The following is an 18,684-nucleotide window of genomic DNA, read 5'->3' as shown; positions in this document are numbered from 1 at the left end:
GATTTTGCCGGCCGGCCTCTGGGCCGGAGGTCAGCTCACTTTCTTCCGGACAGCACTTGCGGCCTGATATCCATGCTTGGCGAGCTGTTCATCGATGAGGGCGCCAAGGCGGTCGCGAAAAACCGCAGCGGAGAATCTCAGGGCATGGTTACGGATCGCCGTCGGATCGAGCGTGTCCTCGACCGCTTCGAAGGCCGCCATCGTTTCCATCAATGCTTCCGCAGTCTGCTCCGCAAAGCGGAAGCCGACATGCGGCGCGCAGACGGTTTCGCGTGCGCCACCCGCATCGAAGGCCAAAACCGGCCGGCCGGACGCCATCGCCTCTACTGGCAGTATGCCGAAATCCTCGATGCCCGGAAACAGCAGTGCGCGGCAGCGCGACAGATGATCTCGAAGTGTCGCGAACGGCTGATGACCGAGAAACTGCACCGTCGGTCCGGCGATCGACTTCAGATAGGCTTCCTGCTCCCCCTCACCGATCACGACCAGGTTGCGGCCCATTTCGGTGCAAGCCTTCACGGCAATGTCCGGCCGCTTGTAGGCGGTGAGCTGGCCTGCACAGAGATAGAACTCGCCCTTGCCCTGCCCGATGGCGAAATCATCGGTCGCGACCGGCGGATAGATGACCACGGCATCGCGGTCATAGAACCGACGGATACGACCAGCGACATAGCTGGAATTCGCTACGAAAGTATCGACGCGCGAGGCGGTCGTGACATCCCAGGCGCGCAGCATCGGCGCAGTAAGCGACATCATTGCCTTGCCGATTCGCGAAACGCCGCGCCGGTACACATGGAACTGGTCCCAGATGTAACGCATGGGCGAATGGCAGTAGCAGATATGAAGCGCATCCGCCCGCGTAATGATACCCTTTGCGGGACCGGATTCGCTTGAAATGACAAGATCATAATCCTGCAGGTCGAAGTGCTCGAGCGCAAAGGGCATCAGCGGCAGCATCTTCGTGTAGTAGCGCTTCGAACGCGGGATCTTCTGCAGGAAGGATGTATGGATATTGCGGCTATTCAGAAAATCGCTGATACGATCGGGATCGTAGACTAGCGTGAATATATCTGCCTGCGGGAACATGCGGCAGAGTTCTTCCACCACCTTTTCGCCACCTCGCATCGACACCAGCCAATAGTGGACGATAGCGACGCGAGGCTGTTTTATGTCCGCTCTGCCGCCAGCATCGACCGTCCTGCTTTTTGCCAGGACAGGTGCATCGCCTCGGAAGGCCATTGCTTCGGAGAGAGAGCTTGCTGCTTTGACAGTCACCTGAACGCTCCTTGTACGATCGCCCCGCCCCTCGGCTCGGGCACCACATGTGTGGAAATCAGATTGCGGTATTGCGCGAGAAGGGCATCGCGCCATTCTTCATGCGTCGTTGCCAGATGGGGCGACAGCCGGAAGGCACGTTCGCTCATGAGGCGGACATCCTCTTTCGGCATGTTGCGGAAGACCGTCAGCGTTGCAGCGAAAGCTTCTTCGTCCATTGTGTTGCAGGAAATCGCCATGCCGGCACTTTCCATTTCTTCGGCCAGGAAGGCGCCCTTGGTCATGATGACAGGAAGTCCGCTGCGCGCCGCCTCGATCGCTACAAGGCCGAACGGCTCCGGATAGCGCGACGGCATGACGAGCGCGCTTGCACTGCGGATAATCCGGCCGATCTCGGGATGCGACTGCCAGCCCATGGCCCGGACATGAGCGCCGGCCGCCACGACCTTCGGCATCAGCGGTCCGTCGCCGATCACGCACAGCCTTGCTCGAGCCCTGTGCACCGCGGCAAGCGCGTCTTCGATTCCCTTTTCCTCGTCCAACCGTCCAATGAAGACGAACTCGTCGTTATCCTCGGCCGTGACCCGCTCGGCCGTCAGCGCCGCGATCGGATTGCGGATGGTGACGAGCCGTTCCGGCTGGTAGCCGGATCTCACGAGGAACTCGGCCATTTTTTCATGAAGCAGAATAATCTTGCCGAAGGCAGGGCGGCTTCTGAGCGCACGGAAGAGATTGGCGCCGCGGGCCGTCCGCCAGAGCTTTTGCGCATAGCTGCGCTTGTCGCAGGAAGTCGCAATGCAGCCTGTTCCGAGCGGGCGCCGCTTGCAGATCTGCTGCGCCTGATAATCGAAAAAAGCCCCATTGGGGCAACCAGTGAAGAAATCATGTGCGTGAACGACGCACCGCTCTGCAACAGGTGTAAGCGCGTCGAAGATGGCCGGTGACAGAATCTGATGCCAGCCATGGACATGATAGATCGTCTGGGGCGTATCGTTGGCACGCACCCAGGATGAAATCATGTTGCCTGCTGCAGGGTTGTGAATACCGGTTAGAAAGGCCCTGGCGCGGCTGGAACTCAAAAGATCACGACTGTTCAGCTTGACGATTGAAACGCCGAGAGACGTAAGTTCCTCGTTCGCTCCATCGTCGCCGCAGATATAAGTCACGGCAATGCCGAGCCCGCAAAGGAGCTTCGCCGATAGGACCGCAAGCGCGGTCGCCCCGCCCCTCGCCGTGGAATAATCATCAATGACGACCACGCGGTCGAGCACCGGTCGCGCGGCGACGCCGTCCCTCCATAATTTTGCATAGCGTCCGGACGCCGGCCACCGTAAGGTCGAAGCGGCAGATCCAGTCTCATCAGGACGCAGTTGGCCGATGTCGTTCATAGAAGCTCTCCGACGACAGACACGATGGATGCTTTGACGGCTGGGCCCCTATGCCGTCCATGAGAGGTGGAATGGTGATCGACCGGCTGCAGACGGCAGCCGAATACTGACGAAGTCTATTATTTTGCCGACACTGCACCATCGGCATAGGCTTCCAACGCCTTGCGGTTGAGGATACGGATCCTGCCTTGGCCTCCGTCGATCACCTTGCATTCGCGCAAGCGCCGCAAGCACTGGTTGACTTTCTCACGAGAAGCCGGAAGCGTCGCCGCCAGATCGTTCTGGGAGATGACCAGCACGTCCCGGTTGGCTGGCGTGTCCTTTCCGTAGACCGTAGATAGCCGCAGAAGCATTGCCGCCAGCCGCGATTGCAGGCTCGATCCGGCATTCGAAATGATGCGTCGTTCCAGTTCGGAAACGCGCGCAAGCGTTCTCGAAAAGACCTTCTCCTGGAACTGTGGATCGGTCGTGTACCTTTCGCGCAGCAGGCGCCCTTCGAAGAAGTATAGCTCGCAATCCGAACTTGCTCTATACTCCAGGTTCAGCATTTGCCTGCGCAATACTTCCAGTTCACCGATCAAACCTCCCCTCGGAATGATCTCGACGATGAATTCCCTGCCGTCCGGCAACATCGTACTGGCGCTGACAAGACCGCGTTGCACGCGGGCGAACATGTCCACGAGGATTCCAGCGCCTGCAATAAGTTCGCCGCGACGGAAGTTTCGAGCAGTCGCGCGGGAGAACGGGAAGTCGTCGTCACTTGAGATGCGATTGTTCAAAGATGTATCCGGAACAACGCTAATAGCCGCCTTGCCCACCGCGACCCTATATTCTCGAGTTTGTGTAGCTCCGTCCATGCGCATAACTCTCCAACAAAACAGATTGGTCGTAGCTGATGCTGCACTGCATCATTTATATTGTCTCAACTGGAGAGTCAAATAACAATCGAAGATGACAAGAGCATCTCAAATAATAGTGACGATACCAGCGGTTATAGAAATTATATCTTTTCTAATATCCGTCGAATTCGAGAATTCTATTATAACGAACTGGCCATTTCTGGGCTGATCGAAATCAAAATTGTCCAAAAAACAAGTGCAACGCCCGACTTCATCTGCTGAAGCCGTGCGTCGCGACGACATATAGATTAAACTCTGGAATAAATTAGGAACTAGAAATGCTGTTTCGTCCAATCTGCAGAGAATTCCGTAGCATCAGAGTATTAGCATAAAGAATTTGCTAAGCATTATGACCGTGGTCACAGACAAGCACATTGCAGTGCACCAAACTTCATAAGGTTCTAATTGAAAACTTGTGGAGTCGGTCGATGACTTGGGAAGCACACAGTATTGAGGTTCGTGAGCCCTGGCCGAACGTTGACCAGTCCGGGTCGAATAGTGAGCGCAGCATAGTATCGCGGACTCATGTAGTCGGCCGGGCATCCAAGCGGGCAGTTGACATCGTGATTGCAACCACCGCTCTGGTTCTGCTGTCACCTCTCATGCTGATCGTGGCGCTCATCGTAAAGTTGAGCGACCGGGGACCAGTCTTCTATTCGCATACGCGCATTGGTTATGGAGGCACCCCTTTCGGCTGCCTCAAGTTTCGCACCATGAGGACCGATGCCGCCGCCCAGCTCGCCGAGTTGCTGCGCACCAATCCGTCAGCGCGGGCCGAATGGGAAACAACGCGGAAGCTGAGGAACGATCCGCGCATCACTGCAGTCGGCGAGATCTTGAGAAAGTCCAGTATTGATGAGCTGCCGCAGCTCATCAATATCCTGCGCGGCGAAATGAGCATTGTAGGTCCTCGGCCGGTGACGGCCGAAGAACTCGCCCGCTACGGCGAGCATGTCACGAGCTACATGGCCGCGAGACCAGGTCTGACGGGACAATGGCAGATCAGCGGCCGAAACGATGTCAGCTACGAATATCGAGTTGCACTCGATGTCCAATACGTCCGTGACTGGTCGCTCGCGCGCGATTTCATCATCATCGCGAAAACCGTTCCCGCCCTGTTTTCACAGCGCGGCTGCTACTAATCCAAGAACGACGTGTGGCCTGGCTGGCCATCCGCACCTGCTGGATATCAACGAAAAAAGACCCTCTAGCCCTTGGATCAGAACACGATGAACTCAAATCACGTCTTCAGCAGCGTCTCTCCAATCTCCTTGCCGACCACCGTCAGCGGTAGTTCGTCGCTGACGCTGCGGGACCTGTCCTTTTTCATCAGGATGCGCTGGCCTTGGATCGTGCTTACCACCCTGGTCTTCCTGGCGCTCGCTGCCACCTATCTCTTCGTCGCCAAGCCAACTTATGTGGCCAGCACACAGCTCATGGTTTTCCCGCAGGTGAACGGCTCGGACGCTCAAAGGGCGTTCGCCGAAGACGCCTTCATCGATGCGCAGCTTGAAATAGCAAAGTCCAGCGACGTCCTTGGCGGTGCCGCCAGCGCACTGAATCTCGCCAGCGATCCGGCCTTCTCCGATCAGGCCACTTCCCTGCAGGACAAGGTCAAGGACTGGCTGACAGGCAACCTCACCAGCACTGTGCAGCCCCAGATGGTACCAGGCGACGCGACCTCAGGTAATACTCAGGCCGCCGCGGCAAACCAAGAAGCGACGCGGACGGACCGGGTGATCGCGCGGCTGCGCAATATCGTCGCAATGCGCCGCATCGGCCAGTCGACGATACTCGAGATATCCGCATCTGCCTCCAACCCGCAAAAAGCAGTCGAGATCGCCGATGCGGTGGCACAGCAGTACATCCGCAAGAATGTCCAGATGAAGGCTGCTGCGGCCCAGCAGTACAGCGAATGGCTCGAACAGTTCGTCAATGAACAGCAGCGCGGACTTGCCGATGCCGCGAACGCACTTGCTACGTTCAAGGCAAATCCGCGTGACCAGTTCAAGCTTGCCGAGCTGCAGAGCGCGACCGACGCCCGCCGCACGCTTTTCGAAAACACCCTTACGCAATACACCGAGGCCAAACAGCGCATTTCCTATCCGGTCTCCGACGCCACCATCGTTTCGCAGGCTACCTCACCGCTCTCCAAGGCGCAGCCGAACAATTCGCTGATCCTCGCCTTCGCGCTGGTCGTCGGCGCCGGTTCCGGCCTCGGCCTTGCTATGATCCGCCACGTTAGCGATAGGCGCATCATGCGTACGCAGCAGCTGTCGCAGGCGGCTGGCCTGCCTTTCGTCACACCTCTCGGGCGCGCAAAGAAGATTAGCCGCACGGGGGCCCTGCCTGCTGCCGACGAGGGCGGCACCGTCGCCTACCCGCTGATCCCCGGAATGGCCGAACTTGGTGCGACTGTGACCGGCTTCCGCCGCAGGCGACGAGTGGTGATCGGCATTGTTGCCGTCAACCCTGGCTGTGGCGCATCCACCATCGCCTGCGAACTCGCCGTACTCTCGGCAATATCAGGCTCGCGGACCCTGCTGATCGATGCTGCGGCGACAAAGTCCTCCCTGAGCAAGTCCATCGCGCCGAATAGTTCAGCCGGCCTGATCGATGTGCTCGACAATATAGAGGCGATCCGCACTGCCACTCTGTCGCTGACGCCGACGCTGAAGTTCCTGCCACTTGGCAAGGTCCGCGCCGTAACACCCGCCATCCGCCTGAGCTCGCGCCGCACCCAGCTAAGCTTCAACGACCTGAAGAAGGAGTTCGACGCCATATTCGTCGATATCTCCGCCTTCACCTCGTCGCCGGATGCCAATGCGATCGCTCCGGAGCTGGATGGCGTTCTCGTCGTAACCTCTTACGGCCGCACGTCTATTGACGAGACCGTTCGCGTCGTCGACAGCATGCGTAATGTCGGAGCAGAAATTCTCGGCGCGATCGTCAACAACACACCGTCGAGTGTTCGGATATGACTGCCCCGATCCCACAGTCCCCGAAACTGAAGATCGCCGTCGGCATTGCATCCGCGGGCCGGCCGGCGACGCTTCTGGAGACGGTAACCTATATCGACAGCCTCCAGCCTCAGCCGGAGCGCATCATCGTCTGCGTTCCCAATCTGGATGACGCCGGCGGGCTTGGCGGCCGCGAGAACGTGGAATTGATGGTCGGGCCTCGCGGCCTGACGTGCCAGCGCAACCGTATCATTGAGGCCGCAAGCGCAAACATAGACGTGCTGATCTTCCTCGACGACGACTTCATCCCCGCGCCCGGCTTCATTCCACGCATGACAGCCGTCTTCGCCGACAATCCGGATGTGGTCATCGCCACTGGTGACGTTCTTGCCGACGGCATTCTCGGCGAGGGGCTGACCCAGTCCGAAGCCATACGTATCATCACGACCGCAGGCGAAAGAGGCGCGCAGGTGACCGAAGTCTACAACGCCTACGGATGCAACATGGCGGTTCGGATGGCACCAATCATCAGCGACGGGCTGGCCTTCGACGAGGAATTGCCGCTCTATGGGTGGTTGGAAGACGTCGATTTCAGCCGGTCCATCGCGCGCTACGGACGGTCGGTGCGCATCTCGGGTGCCTGCGGCGTGCATCTCGGCGTCAAGTCCGGTCGCCAGCCAGGCAAGAGGCTCGGCTATTCGCAGGTCGCAAATCCCGCGCATCTGATGCGCAAGGGCACCATGTCCTGGACCCGTGCGCTCGCGCAGATCAGCCGCAATATCCTGGCGAACATCCGTGGTGTCCTGTTCAACGATCGCGCAGTCGACCGTCGTGGCCGGCTGAACGGCAATTTCCTGGCTTTGTCCGATCTCCTGATGGGACGTGCGTCTCCCATGCGCATCCTCGAACTCAGCCAACCCTCAAATCGCGATATGTCTTCGTCATTCATCGCGGTAAAACGGAGGTAACCGACGTTATGCGGCCCATCTCTTTGCTTGACCATCTTCCCTTCATTGGCCTTGCCGTCGTCTTTACCTGCACGATGGGATGGAGCGTTGCTCATGCCGACAGCTATACGCTCGTCCCGGAGGATAAGATAAAGCTGCGGATAGTGGAATGGCGTTCTACCGATTCAAAATATGCAAGCTGGGAAGCGCTCGATGGAGCCTACAGCGTCGATGATGCAGGCAATCTTTCGATCCCTATCGCCGGCCAGATCAGGGCTGCCGGTCAGACGACCGAGCAACTGTCGGATGCCATTTCGGACGCGCTGGCCGAAAAAGCCGACCTTCCCGGAAGGCCTTTCATCGCCGTTGAAATTGACCAGCACGCACCGATCTTCGTCAACGGCAGCATCGAACGGCCCGGACGCTACCCCTTCGAGCCCAATATGACCGTCATAAAAGCCGTCAGCATCGCAGGCGGCTACATGCGGGCGCGGGACGACAGCAGCTACTACGACAGGGACCGCATTCAGGCGGCCGGCGACTATCGTACAGCCGTCCTCAATCGCCGCGATCTCTTGATGCGTGCGGCACGCCTGCGCGCCGAGATTGCCGGTCAGTCCGATTTCGACATTCCCTCGGAGATCGCCGGCGTGCCCGATATCGGCAAGCTCAAGGCAGAGGAACTGAACCTGATGCGCCTGAGAGCTGTCGAGACCAACAGCAAGGTCGAGGCGGCTGATGATCTGAGCCGTCTTTACACACAGGAAATCCAGTCTCTCGAAGCCAAGGTCGTCTCCCAGAAGCGGCAGATCGATCTCGCACAGCAGGAGCTGAACAACGTCAACAGCCTCGTCAGCAAGGGTTTGACCAGCAATACCCGCCAATTTTCCGTCGATCGGAGCTTGGCAGAAACCCAGAGCGAACTGCTGGATCTGGAGATCGCGCTCACTAAATCCCGTCAGGGCCTGAATGAGAGCCAGCGCGAAAAGGCTGACGTCATCAACAAACGCAATGCCGAAAATCAGCAGGAACTGAATACGATCACCCTCGCGATCAACAAGGCGGGGATCGACATGCAGGTGGCGCAGCTCCTTGGCGATCAGGCCGGCTACAGCGCCGAACTCGCCCGCATGGGCGCGGAATCGACACTCCTTGGCACGACCAAAAAGAAATTCAAGATCGTTCGCCGCAACGAGGACGGCAGCTACAGCAATATCGTAGCAGATGAAAACACGGCCCTACTGCCGCACGACATCGTCGAGATCGGTGTCGAGGCCGCTGTCGATACCTCATCAGCCGCGTCGCCGACACCCCCGTCCCAGCAGCCGGCCGCCCTTGTTCCCAATATCGCCCGGAGCTACGCGCCTCCTCCGAACTGGGTATCGCAGACCGGATCGAACTAGGAGACCGCGGTAGGAATATGCCTGTTAGCGTAAGAATTGAGTTCATGCCCGCATTGAGCGTTTCGTTGCGCCGCACGCATGGTCTGCGCGGTGTGACGGCAACGAACCTTCGATCTATGTTGGAGATTCCGGCATGAGTATCGAACCGATCGGCTTCATCGTTCTTCTGCTCGGCCTGGCGCTTGTTTACTATGGATCCCGCTTCGCCATCACAGCGCTCTGCATTTCCACGCTGCTCGGCGCAGCTGCGGCCTTCCAGCTCCCGGTACTCGGCGGCAGCAGTATTCAGCCAAGCCATCTGCTGCTCCTCTTCGTCACGGTCGGTATATTACTGAGGCCGCGCCAGAAACAGGCGGCGCTGACGAGCCTGGCCTATCCCGGCCCCGGTTTCTGGTTCGCCGCCTATGTTCTGTTTTCCGCCGTGTCAGCCTTTTTCCTGCCGCGCATTTTCGCCGGGGCGACGCTGGTTTATTCGTCCGCCCGCAGCAGTTCAGGTCTGATGTCGATCATGGCGTCGCCGCTTGCGCCGGGCTCTTCCAATCTGACACAGTCCGTCTATCTGCTCGGCGATCTCGTCTGCTTCGCCATCGTCTGTGGTCTTGCACGGCTCGGATATGGTCGATTCATCGCTCACCAGCTCATCGTGACAGCGCTCGTCTGTCTGGGTTTTGCCCTCGCTGATATCGCAACATTCACGATTGGACAGCCTGACGTGCTCGATTTCATCCGCAACGCCAACTACACGATGCACACCGCCGAGGTTATCGGCGGCTTCAAACGCATCGTCGGCTCCTTTCCGGAAGCGAGCGCCTATGGCGCCGCTGCATTGGTGTTCTTCAGCTTCACCCTCATTCTCTGGCTTGAGCGCTTTCCGAGCCGGCTTACCGGTCTCGCGACGATATCGATCGGCCTGACCCTGGTCCTCTGCACCTCGACGACGGCCTATGTCGCCGGTCTCTTCATGATTGGCGTCGCAGTCTTGTTCAGCCTCAAGCGGCTGCTGAGCGGCCAGGCGACACGCCCTTATGCCATCTTCCTTTTGATCACCCTGCTTATGGTGCCCTGTGTCATCATGGCCGTGGCGCTGATCCCGAGTATCTGGAATGCTCTCGGAGATCTGGCAAACGTTACCCTGGCCAATAAGCTGGAGTCGCAGTCCGGCGAGGAGCGCGCTGCATGGAACACGCTGGCGCTGATCTCGTTCGTGGAAACGGCGACGTTTGGAGCAGGCCTTGGCACTGTCCGCACATCAAGCTTCGCTGCGGCACTTTTGTCGAATGTCGGCCTGACCGGCACGGCGCTCTTCCTGCTCTTCCTCTACAGCCTGCTGATGGCCGCTAGCCGCAGCAAGCTGGTGAACCGCGAAAACCGGGCAATCGGAATGGCCGCCGTCTTCGCTTCCGTCGCACAGATTGCTTCGGCGACGATCTCCGGAAGCAGCACAGACCTCGGCCTGCTTTTCAGCATCACGGCCGGTCTCGCAAGCGGCTGCCTGACCGTGCCTCACGCGTCGTCGCAGCGTACGACCCGCCTGCAGAGGACGCCGGCGTCTCTGATGAGTACGCCGGTGTTTTCATCGCGATGATGTACGGGGCAGAAAAGATGTCGGTGATGTCAGCTTTGTCTCTGTTTGCTTGGCACAGGCGCTGGATCGGCGATCGCACTTTCCTTGGCAGGCTTGCGGCTGCGGCGCCAGAGACCGGCCACGAAGACGCCCGTCACGTAGCAGACCTGCATCAGCACGAGGATGCCCAGGCCGTAAAGTGCCGCTTCCAGCAGCGAGGCGCTTTGATTGGCCACGATACCGAAACCAAGAGCTACGACGATCGCGAAAATGGCGAAGGCCCAGGCGCGAATAGCCGTTCCGGCTGCGAGCGAAATCAGAATCACAATGATCGTGCCGTTCAGCATTGCGATGCCTTATCCGTTTCTACCGCCCCACATGCGTCCCATACCAATCTTCACATTACAGGGCTCAATCTACAACACCTAGCTTTTGCTAGTGGAGCGACGGCAGCAGTTAATTTTCTCACAATCCGCCGCGATCAAAGTGCCGATGAGACGCGACTGGCTGCTGATTGGATGAGGAACTGCCCGAATCCAGCAAGTGCAGGACAGCGCTTCGGCAGCAAGAAACCTAGAGCAGTCCCAGCCACTTCCCGACGAAGAATTACGAGAAGGATTGTACCATGAGTAATCAGTGCGTGGCCTATGTTACGGATGTCGAATATTCCTTTCCGACTATTCTTTCGGCGCTTCAGGCCCGGAAATTTGCAAGTTCCGAGACCGATATTTGCGTTCTTATGTCGGAGCACCTCGACAATTTCGAGGAGCTGAAAAGCCTGCTGGCGCTGAGCGGCGTCAAATTGATGGACGCAACCGAAGCTCTGCAGGAATCTCTTGGCAAGCTCGATGGTTCACATTTCATGGGCCGCATCAGCGTCAGCACCATGGCCAAGTTGGTGCTGGCTCAGGTGCTGCCGGAAAACTATACGCAGATCATCTATCTGGATGGCGACACACAGATCGTCAGCAGCCTTGCCGACCTCGAAAATGCGTTTGCGCCTCCTGGAAAGTTCTTCGCAGCACGCGATTACACCTCCATTCACGGCCTGTTGCAGAACGGCAAGGACAGCAGCTATTTCAATGCTGGCGTTCTGAAATTCCACCGCGATGGCTGGATCGGACCGGAAGCGCTACAGCTCTTTGCCACGAACCCGGAAGCCTGCGATGGCAAGCATGATCAGGGCGCGCTGAACTATGTCTGCGGCTCCTCCCTCATTCTGGTCTCGAACCGTTGGAATTTCCCTAAGCAGTTCCTGCACCTGGTGGATATGTCCGCGCTCGCCATTGTCCATTACATGGCTCACCCGAAACCTTGGCACGGCACGTTCTTTCCTTGGAGCGACACCGAGAGCCAGGTCTATACCGATCTGCGCAGAACGCACCCCGCCTATAACGCTCTCTATCGAGGCATCAGCTTCGACCGCAAGGTGATCTATAAATACCGTTCGATCCGCGAGCGCATGCAACATGCCCTGCAGAACAAAGCCCCTAATCCGCATGTTCGGACCTTGCTCGTCGGCGACTATGTCTGCTGACGCGACGCCCGTCCGATCCCTGCAGGCAAAGCCGGAATTTGACGCCGGCACGAGTGTTCAGGAGCAGAAATGAGCGCTTTGACCACCAGTATCTCGCATTACGCCAAGGCCCGGCTGCGACGCTCGCTGAAGGCCGGCCAAGTCGGCTATGGCGGGCTGCGCGACAGCCTGAAACAGGCACGCCATGTCCTGATCTGCGTGATCCGCGACGAAGGACACCGCATGGAGTTCTTCCTGCAATATTATCGCAATCTCGGCGTCGAGCATTTCATCTGCATTGACAACGGCTCGAGTGACGGCACGGCCGAGCTCCTATCCGGCATGGAGGATGTTTCGCTGCTCTCGGCCACCGGCTCCTATAAGGCGGCTCGCTTTGGTAATGACTGGATCAACGCGGTCATGAACCGCCATTGCCAGGAAAAGTGGGTTCTCTATGTCGATGCGGACGAGTTTCTCGTCTATCCGCATTGCGATACGCGCTCGATTAGCCAGCTGACCGCCTATATGGAATCCGTCGACGCCTGCTCGCTACGCTCGGTCATGATCGATATGTACAGCCGCAACCCCGTCAGCGAAAATGTCTGCGAGCCTGGCCGCAACCCACTCGACGTGTGCAGCCTCTTCGACCGTTCAGGCTATGAATCGCATTTCGACAGCAACAGCCGGACCATCTGGATCAAGGGTGGAGTGCGCGGCCGTGTCTACTTCCGCGGCCGCACCTGGGATGGTCCGGCGCTCAATAAGATCCCACTGATCTACGTTTCCGGCGAACGCCTCTATCTCAAATCCTCGCACCAGGTCTGGCCACTCTCCCTTAATCTCGGCGAAATGCGCGGCACCGTCGGCATCACCGGCGCACTCCTCCACTTCAAGTTTCTGTCGAGTTTCCTGCACAAGGTCGCCGACACCGCAAATCGCGCAGAGCACACTGCCGAATATACGATGTATTCCTCCCCCGAAGACGCCCGCAACTTCGTCTACACCGGCACCGGCAGCTACAGTCACTGGAAGGACCTCTCCGACCATGGTCTGCTACAAGGTGAAGGCTGGCAGCATTGGCGCAGCCTTTCCGACGCGGAGATCAGACAAAAAAATCTCCGGGCTGGCGAACCGACCCAGCCGGCGGTTTCTCTGCCCACCGCGGTTCCGGATAAGGTTGCTTCATCCCGTTAAGAATGTCGGCGCTTCGTCGATGCCCTCTCGTTCGTCTGCCGTTTGGCAGTGGCGCCGTTGCCACAATCGAGGCCAGTCAAGCGTCAGATGCGGCAATTCTTGCCGAACGGCACAATATCTGGACCTTGACCGATTTTGTCCCGCGGTATTGCGGTCGCCTGGGAAAAAGGCAACTAATGAAAACGATCGTAAACGCCTGTTCAAAACAGGTATTTACGGTAACGTACTTCCACGCGCACGCGTGAGGCCTATGGTGCCATTCCGGTGAAACCAGGAAACAGTTATGCCGAGACGCATTCTCCTCGCCGGACTTTCGGTACTTGCAGGTTGCGGCCATCCGACCGGGGTGATGACTCCTGTTGCGCTCACAGCCAAGACTCCGAAAACCTCGCAGGTCGAGATGCTGGTGGCTACGACGCGCCAGCCATCCGGCGATCCTGCAACGCTTTTTAATGGTGAGCGCAGTCCCAAGCCCTACCTGACGGACATCGCCATTTCCATTCCGCCGAAGCGTGCGGCCGGCACGGTTCAATGGCCCGAGCGGCTGCCGCCTAACCCAGCGACCGATTTCGCCGTTACGCGTGTCGAGCCACTCGATACGCGAACGGAGGGACGTGCCTGGTTCAAACAGCATCTCGTAGACGGTCATGCTCTCGTCTTCGTGCATGGCTTCAACAATACCTATGAGGATTCAGTCTTCCGGCTGGCCCAAATCGTTCACGACAGCGGTATGAAGGCCACGCCGGTCCTTTTCACCTGGCCATCGCGCGCCCGGCTGACAGCCTATGAATACGACAAGGAAAGCACGAATTATTCGCGCACAGCGCTCGAACAGGCACTGCGGATTCTCGCGCAGGATCCGAGCGTCAAAGATATCACCATCCTTGCCCATTCCATGGGGACCTGGCTTGCGATGGAATCCCTGCGCCAGATGGGCATCCGCGACGGGCATGTGAATCCCAAGATCCGCGACGTCATTCTTGCCTCGCCCGATATCGACATCCAGGTCTTTGCCAAGCAATTCGTGGAGATGGGCACGCCACATCCGAAATTCACGATCTTCGTTTCTCAGGACGATCGGGCTCTGGCGGTCTCCAGCTTGATCACCGGCAAAGTATCCCGGCTCGGTGCCATTGACCCATCGAAGGAGCCCTATCGCAGCAAGCTGGAAGAGGCAGGCATTACCGCGATCGACCTGACCAAGGTCAACACCGGTGATAAGCTCAACCATGGTAAGTTTGCCGAAAGCCCCGAGATCGTACAGTTGATCGGCCAGCGGCTGATGACTGGCCAGCCGCTGACGGATTCCAATATAACCCTCGGCGATGGTGTCGCCGCCGTCGTCGGCGGCACGGTGCAAACGGTGGGCAAGGTCGCAGGCACGGCCGTCGCGGCCCCGCTGGCGATCGTGGAACATCCGCCGGTCGCCGCAAAGCCGGTGAAGGTTGAAGATACGCTGCACTCCGACCCGGAATCCGAGCCACTGACACAGTAACGCCACCTGCTCGTCGAAGGTCTGCCAGGTCTTGCGAAGACGCGGGCAATCAAGAGCCTGGCCAAAAAAACTCGATTCAGAACTGTCGCGCGTGCGAAGGCGGCAAGGGCGAATTCAAGTTTCAGCAAGGACCGATTTTCGCCAATCTCATCCCGCCGACGAGATCAACCGCGCGCCCGCCAAAGTGCAATCGGCCCTGCTCGAGGCGATGGAGGAACGACAGGTCACCGTCGGCGGCAAAAGCTATCCGCTGCCTGCCTCTTCATGGTCATGGCGACGCAAAACCGATAGAGCAGGAGGGCACCTATCCGCTGCTCGAAGCGCAGCTCGACCGTTTCCTCATGCATGTCGAGGTCTGCTATCCCGACGAACAATCGGAAGCCGCAATCATGCGGCTCAACCGGGACGAAGTCTTCGTACCCGACTTCTTCACCGCGCCTCCGCCCTTCAGTCTTGGGCCTGCGAGCTCGGATATCGAACCATCGCCGATTGGTTGGCGAGGCATGCTGATCGACGAGAAAAAACGATTGGTACTGCCGCCGCTCCATCCGACCGCGCCTGACAGAAGAGAGCTTGCCTGACAGCAGCGCTATGCCCATCCCTATTTGGGAAACAGGAACGTCATGCCGACGCGGAACGCCCAGCCTTCGGCCCCGTTATCGGACGCGTCGGCCCAATAGCGAACACCGGCGGTAAGGCTGACCGGCTGCTGGCCAAATTTCAAAAGCTTCGAAGCCTGCAGGTTGATTGGCACGGACCACTGGTTGGCTTCCCAGTCATAGGTGCTCTCCGTGTTGAGCGTGAAGGTCCATGCATTTTTCGTTGTGTAGGAGAGGAAAGGCTGCAGGAAGGTCGAACTTACGTCCGCCCTGTCGCTCTGGCCTGCAAAGGACCAGATGTGATTGGCAAGGATGCCATAGGTCCAGGGACCGTCCTGTTTCAGCAGCACTGCGGTCGGCCCCGCACCCCATTTGCCGCTCCCCAGCAATTCGTCCGTGGCTGTCGGAATAAGAAAGACCGGGCCGATGCCCCAGATCAGCCCGCTAGGTCCGGGCTGCTTGGGAGAGAAGAAGAAGCTCTGTGTGATATCGCCGATGCCGAACTGGTGGCCGGAGGAGCCCGCAATATCGTTCTGCCAGATCACCGGCAGAATGGTTCTCGATATGACGTTCCAGTCCTCGTTGATGGAAAACGGTATCACGGGCTGGATGTTGAGCGTCTCGCGGTTGCCATCCTCAGGGCCGAAGCCACGATCGTAGTTGAATTGGAAGGGAACGCTGATCAGCGAAGCGACTGGATTGCTGAGTTTCTTGGCAAGATCGCTGTCGGCCTCCTGCGCGCCGGCAGTGCCGATCATGCCAGAAAGGCCAAACGATAGCGCCAGCAAGCAAGGCGTGAACCTTATACGGCCCATCATGTCCCTCCGATATCCATGAGGCATCAAGACACAGGCACGATCCGGCAAACAAGTACGTTACCGTAAATTTACGCTGCCCATCTCATACAAGCGCATTTACGGTAACGTACTTCCGTCTTCTGTGCCGACGCGCGAAGCTTCCAGCTCACACCCCGGAGGTGACGATGGCATGGCTGGCATTTGGCGACGCACAGCTTCGAACGCGGCACCCGAAGGCATGATTTGGATTCCCAGACGAACCGTCACGATCGGATCGAACGATCACCTCCGAAGGAGGCGCCCGCCCACCCGTGAAGGTCGATGGTTTCTGGATCGACAAGATTCCGGTCACGAACCGGAGGATCACTCGCTGTCGTTCCGTAGCATGGAATCTGGGATCGGACAGAATTCGTGTTCGAGTTCCGCCCTGGCCTCCGCCGACGATACTTCGCACGCTGTGCAGTTTCCGTACCGTTCCGCCTGATGTCTTCTTCCGTAGCCATTGGAGATCCGGGCTCCTGTTCGTCCCGTCGATTGTAAAATGGCAGGGGCAAGATGGAAGTACGTTGCCGTAAATCCGCTGCCATTTACGCTTCTCCTCGACTTTACGCCGGAGTTTACAGTAACGTACTCCCATAAACGTATCGGCTGTGCTCATCCTTCCTCCATGAAATGGAGACATAGCGAATGATCAGGCTGGCGGTATTTCTTCTGGCTCTTCTCGTCATGACCTCGGCGACAGCGCAAACCGCACCATCACCACCCCAGCAGAAGATCGACCAGCTGATAGGCTTGCTGCAGGATCCCGAGATCCAGACCTGGCTGGAAAGCCGGAAAAAAGAGCAGGACGCAACGGCTGCAGCCGCTGCAGAACCGTCGGAATTTGCTGCGTGGGAAACGAAGGCACGGGCGCGTATCGACGGCATTCTGGCCGCGATTCCACGCATTCCCTCCGAAGTCTCCCAAGGCGCCGCACGTGCCCGCCAGGATGCCATTTCGCACGGCTATGCGCCCATCTTCCTGATTTTTTCGGGACTGATCGCCCTCGGCGCTGCTGCCGAATGGCTCTATAGACGCGCCCGGTCTCCATCGATTGGTCCGGTCGCCCGCCTTCTTCCAGTCGGGATTTTTGCGGTCGTCGTTGCGATCATCTTCTTTGCCGTTGAATGGCCGCCACTTGCCCGGCTTGTGCTCCTCGCCTATCTCGTCGCCTTCATCGTCTACCGTCTCGGCGCGGTGCTGATCGGCCTCGTGGAAAGCAATCGTCCCGCGCTCGCCGTGCGTGCCCGTATTTTTCTCGGCATCGCATTGTTTGCGGGAGCGACCGCATCGTTGGGAGCACCGCTTGGCATCGATCCTGCGGTCACCGAGGCCATCTCCTACTGCTTCTCGGTTCTGCTGCTGGCACTCGCGATCGAAGCGGTCTGGTCAGCATTGGCCCACTCGTTCGTTGTTAAGACTGGCCTCACTGTCTTTCTTGGTCTCCTCTGGCTTCTCTGGTGCCTGGGCCTGAAGGGCGCCTTTTGGATCGGCATTTATGCGCTCGTCGTGCCCGATCTCTTGCGTGCCGTCGGCAAGGCTGCAGCAACGCTCACATCGACGCCGCCCGAAAGCCCCAAAAGCATTTTGCTTGTGCGCGGCAGCCGGGCAATCGTCATCGCGCTCGCTGCTGGCTGGTTGGCTCTGGTTTGGCGCTTCAACCCAAGTTCGCTTGCAAATCAGAACACGACGATATCGGCCATCCTCAATGGGCTCCTGAAAGGCGTCATCGTGCTCTTGATTGCCGATCTTCTCTGGCAGCTAGCAAAAGGCTGGATCGACCGCACTATCAAGACGTCTGGGGACGCGACCGGTCTTGCTCCGGCCGAAGCCGCGAAGCGTGCGAGATTCCGGACGTTATTGCCGATCTTCCGAAATGCGCTTGCGGTCATGGTCGCCGTTATGGCCGCCCTTATCGTGCTCTCTCAGCTCGGCGTGGAGATCGGCCCGCTGATTGCTGGCGCCGGCATTTTCGGCGTAGCCATCGGCTTCGGCTCGCAGACTCTCGTTAAGGACATCATCAGCGGCGTTTTCTACATGTTCGACGATGCCTTCCGCGTCGGCGAATATATTCAGGCGAAGAACTACAAGGGAACGGTGGAAGGCTTCAGCTTACGCTCGGTACGCCTGCGCCACCATCGCGGCCCCGTCTTCACTGTGCCCTTCGGAGAACTCGGCGCGGTGGAAAACATGAGCCGCGATTGGGTGATCGACAAATTCCGCATCTCTGTCGCCTACAACACCGATATCAACAAGGCGCGCAAAATCACCAAGGCCATCGGCACGGAATTGAAGGAAGATGAAGAGGTCGGCCCGCTTTTCATCGAACCGCTCAAGATGAAGGGTGTCGAGGAATTCGGCGATTACGGCATCGTCCTGAGCTTCGCCATGACGACGGTGCCTGGCATGCAAACCTATATCCGTCGCAAAGCCTACGCCAAGATTCGTGAAGCCTTCCAGAATAACGGCATCGAATTTGCTCAGCCGATGGTGCAAGTCGGCGGCGACGACAAGAATGGCGCCGCAGCTGCAGCAACCACGTTGCGCACCGCCCAGCAGGCGAAGGCCGCCGGCGCGGCCGAAGGCTGAGACGCCTCGGCTTCCTCGT

At 58.6% G+C, this 18,684-nt stretch carries 15 protein-coding genes and 2 pseudogenes; 12 read left to right on the top strand and 5 right to left on the bottom strand.

All coding sequences use genetic code 11. The features are described 5' to 3' along the window. Positions 1–30 precede the first annotated feature (30 nt). From FHX08_RS00200 to FHX08_RS00190, 3 genes are all read right to left on the bottom strand, one after another. Entirely contained in the window at positions 31–1,275 is a 1,245-nt protein-coding gene (locus FHX08_RS00200; RefSeq protein WP_132653276.1) for a glycosyltransferase family 4 protein, read from the bottom strand. Continuing rightward, positions 1,272–2,663: a glycosyltransferase family 4 protein gene (locus tag FHX08_RS00195; protein ID WP_132653275.1), complete on the bottom strand. Its 1,392-nt coding sequence runs from the start codon at positions 2,661–2,663 to the stop codon at positions 1,272–1,274. The genes FHX08_RS00200 and FHX08_RS00195 overlap by 4 nt, the downstream gene beginning before the upstream one ends. Before the next feature lie 119 nt (positions 2,664–2,782). Next, on the bottom strand, positions 2,783–3,520 hold the full coding sequence (locus tag FHX08_RS00190; RefSeq protein WP_132654258.1) for a Crp/Fnr family transcriptional regulator: 738 nt from the start codon (positions 3,518–3,520) through the stop codon (positions 2,783–2,785). A 470-nt stretch (positions 3,521–3,990) separates the two neighbouring features. Here FHX08_RS00190 and FHX08_RS00185 point away from each other — a divergent pair, with 470 nt between their 5' ends. The 5 genes from FHX08_RS00185 to FHX08_RS00165 all read left to right on the top strand — a co-directional run bounded on the left by FHX08_RS00185 (position 3,991) and on the right by FHX08_RS00165 (position 10,457). After that, positions 3,991–4,704 carry a sugar transferase gene (locus FHX08_RS00185; protein WP_132653274.1) on the top strand — a complete coding sequence of 238 codons (714 nt, stop codon included), beginning with the start codon at positions 3,991–3,993 and terminating at the stop codon, positions 4,702–4,704. Positions 4,705–4,791: 87 nt separating this feature from the next. After that, complete coding sequence (locus tag FHX08_RS00180; protein WP_132653273.1) at positions 4,792–6,543, top strand: GumC family protein; 1,752 nt, start codon at positions 4,792–4,794, stop codon at positions 6,541–6,543. Then, positions 6,540–7,490: a glycosyltransferase family 2 protein gene (locus tag FHX08_RS00175; protein WP_132653272.1), complete on the top strand. Its 951-nt coding sequence runs from the start codon at positions 6,540–6,542 to the stop codon at positions 7,488–7,490. The genes FHX08_RS00180 and FHX08_RS00175 overlap by 4 nt, the downstream gene beginning before the upstream one ends. 8 nt (positions 7,491–7,498) lie before the next feature. Then, positions 7,499–8,872 carry a polysaccharide biosynthesis/export family protein gene (locus FHX08_RS00170; protein WP_132653271.1) on the top strand — a complete coding sequence of 458 codons (1,374 nt, stop codon included), beginning with the start codon at positions 7,499–7,501 and terminating at the stop codon, positions 8,870–8,872. Positions 8,873–9,005: 133 nt separating this feature from the next. Beyond that, positions 9,006–10,457, top strand: a complete 1,452-nt coding sequence (locus tag FHX08_RS00165) for a hypothetical protein (RefSeq protein ID WP_132653270.1) — start codon at positions 9,006–9,008, stop codon at positions 10,455–10,457. 29 nt (positions 10,458–10,486) lie between these two features. On the opposite strand, the gene FHX08_RS00160 is transcribed toward FHX08_RS00165, so the two are convergent. Next, entirely contained in the window at positions 10,487–10,783 is a 297-nt protein-coding gene (locus tag FHX08_RS00160; RefSeq protein WP_132653269.1) for a hypothetical protein, read from the bottom strand. A gap of 278 nt (positions 10,784–11,061) precedes the next feature. On the opposite strand from FHX08_RS00160, the gene FHX08_RS00155 reads away from it, so the two are divergent. The 6 genes and pseudogenes from FHX08_RS00155 (at position 11,062) to FHX08_RS00135 (ending at position 15,222) form a co-directional block, all read left to right on the top strand. Further along, a complete protein-coding gene (locus FHX08_RS00155; protein WP_132653268.1) occupies positions 11,062–11,973 on the top strand; it encodes a glycosyltransferase family 8 protein in 912 nt (303 codons plus the stop codon). 69 nt (positions 11,974–12,042) lie between these two features. Beyond that, a complete protein-coding gene (locus tag FHX08_RS00150) occupies positions 12,043–13,146 on the top strand; it encodes a glycosyltransferase family 2 protein (RefSeq protein ID WP_245508257.1) in 1,104 nt (367 codons plus the stop codon). A 283-nt stretch (positions 13,147–13,429) separates the two neighbouring features. Then, positions 13,430–14,641 (top strand): alpha/beta hydrolase, encoded by a 1,212-nt coding sequence (locus FHX08_RS00145; protein ID WP_132653267.1) that lies wholly within the window; start codon positions 13,430–13,432, stop codon positions 14,639–14,641. Between the two features lie 91 nt (positions 14,642–14,732). Continuing rightward, positions 14,733–14,843, top strand: a pseudogene (locus tag FHX08_RS31995) (hypothetical protein); the annotation flags it as partial. Continuing rightward, a pseudogene (locus tag FHX08_RS31990) lies at positions 14,791–14,925 on the top strand (hypothetical protein); the annotation flags it as partial. The pseudogenes FHX08_RS31995 and FHX08_RS31990, both read left to right, overlap by 53 nt. Positions 14,926–15,030: 105 nt before the next feature. Then, positions 15,031–15,222, top strand: coding sequence for a hypothetical protein (locus tag FHX08_RS00135; RefSeq protein WP_184327384.1), 192 nt, complete (start codon positions 15,031–15,033; stop codon positions 15,220–15,222). A gap of 20 nt (positions 15,223–15,242) precedes the next feature. On the opposite strand, the gene FHX08_RS00130 is transcribed toward FHX08_RS00135, so the two are convergent. Continuing rightward, positions 15,243–15,998: a transporter gene (locus FHX08_RS00130; RefSeq protein WP_132654256.1), complete on the bottom strand. Its 756-nt coding sequence runs from the start codon at positions 15,996–15,998 to the stop codon at positions 15,243–15,245. 726 nt (positions 15,999–16,724) lie between these two features. Between FHX08_RS00130 and FHX08_RS00125 the strand changes: the two genes are divergently transcribed. Then, positions 16,725–18,665: a mechanosensitive ion channel family protein gene (locus tag FHX08_RS00125; protein ID WP_132653266.1), complete on the top strand. Its 1,941-nt coding sequence runs from the start codon at positions 16,725–16,727 to the stop codon at positions 18,663–18,665. Positions 18,666–18,684: the final 19 nt, after the last annotated feature.

The organism is Rhizobium sp. BK529 (assembly GCF_014194105.1).
GTDB lineage: Bacteria > Pseudomonadota > Alphaproteobacteria > Rhizobiales > Rhizobiaceae > Rhizobium.
Note: the sequence above shows the minus strand (reverse complement) of the source record. Positions and strands in the feature narration are given on the sequence as shown.

What these genes read in the sequence shown, in the direction of transcription:
- FHX08_RS00195 (WP_132653275.1), bottom strand. Translation starts at nt 2,663, where the DNA reads ATGAACGACATCGGCCAACTGCGTCCTGATGAGACTGGATCTGCCGCT.
- FHX08_RS00190 (WP_132654258.1), bottom strand. Translation starts at nt 3,520, where the DNA reads ATGGACGGAGCTACACAAACTCGAGAATATAGGGTCGCGGTGGGCAAG.
- FHX08_RS00185 (WP_132653274.1), top strand. Translation starts at nt 3,991, where the DNA reads ATGACTTGGGAAGCACACAGTATTGAGGTTCGTGAGCCCTGGCCGAAC.
- FHX08_RS00180 (WP_132653273.1), top strand. Translation starts at nt 4,792, where the DNA reads ATGAACTCAAATCACGTCTTCAGCAGCGTCTCTCCAATCTCCTTGCCG.
- FHX08_RS00175 (WP_132653272.1), top strand. Translation starts at nt 6,540, where the DNA reads ATGACTGCCCCGATCCCACAGTCCCCGAAACTGAAGATCGCCGTCGGC.
- FHX08_RS00170 (WP_132653271.1), top strand. Translation starts at nt 7,499, where the DNA reads ATGCGGCCCATCTCTTTGCTTGACCATCTTCCCTTCATTGGCCTTGCC.
- FHX08_RS00165 (WP_132653270.1), top strand. Translation starts at nt 9,006, where the DNA reads ATGAGTATCGAACCGATCGGCTTCATCGTTCTTCTGCTCGGCCTGGCG.
- FHX08_RS00160 (WP_132653269.1), bottom strand. Translation starts at nt 10,783, where the DNA reads ATGCTGAACGGCACGATCATTGTGATTCTGATTTCGCTCGCAGCCGGA.
- FHX08_RS00155 (WP_132653268.1), top strand. Translation starts at nt 11,062, where the DNA reads ATGAGTAATCAGTGCGTGGCCTATGTTACGGATGTCGAATATTCCTTT.
- FHX08_RS00150 (WP_245508257.1), top strand. Translation starts at nt 12,043, where the DNA reads ATGAGCGCTTTGACCACCAGTATCTCGCATTACGCCAAGGCCCGGCTG.
- FHX08_RS00145 (WP_132653267.1), top strand. Translation starts at nt 13,430, where the DNA reads ATGCCGAGACGCATTCTCCTCGCCGGACTTTCGGTACTTGCAGGTTGC.
- FHX08_RS00135 (WP_184327384.1), top strand. Translation starts at nt 15,031, where the DNA reads ATGCGGCTCAACCGGGACGAAGTCTTCGTACCCGACTTCTTCACCGCG.
- FHX08_RS00130 (WP_132654256.1), bottom strand. Translation starts at nt 15,998, where the DNA reads ATGATCGGCACTGCCGGCGCGCAGGAGGCCGACAGCGATCTTGCCAAG.
- FHX08_RS00125 (WP_132653266.1), top strand. Translation starts at nt 16,725, where the DNA reads ATGATCAGGCTGGCGGTATTTCTTCTGGCTCTTCTCGTCATGACCTCG.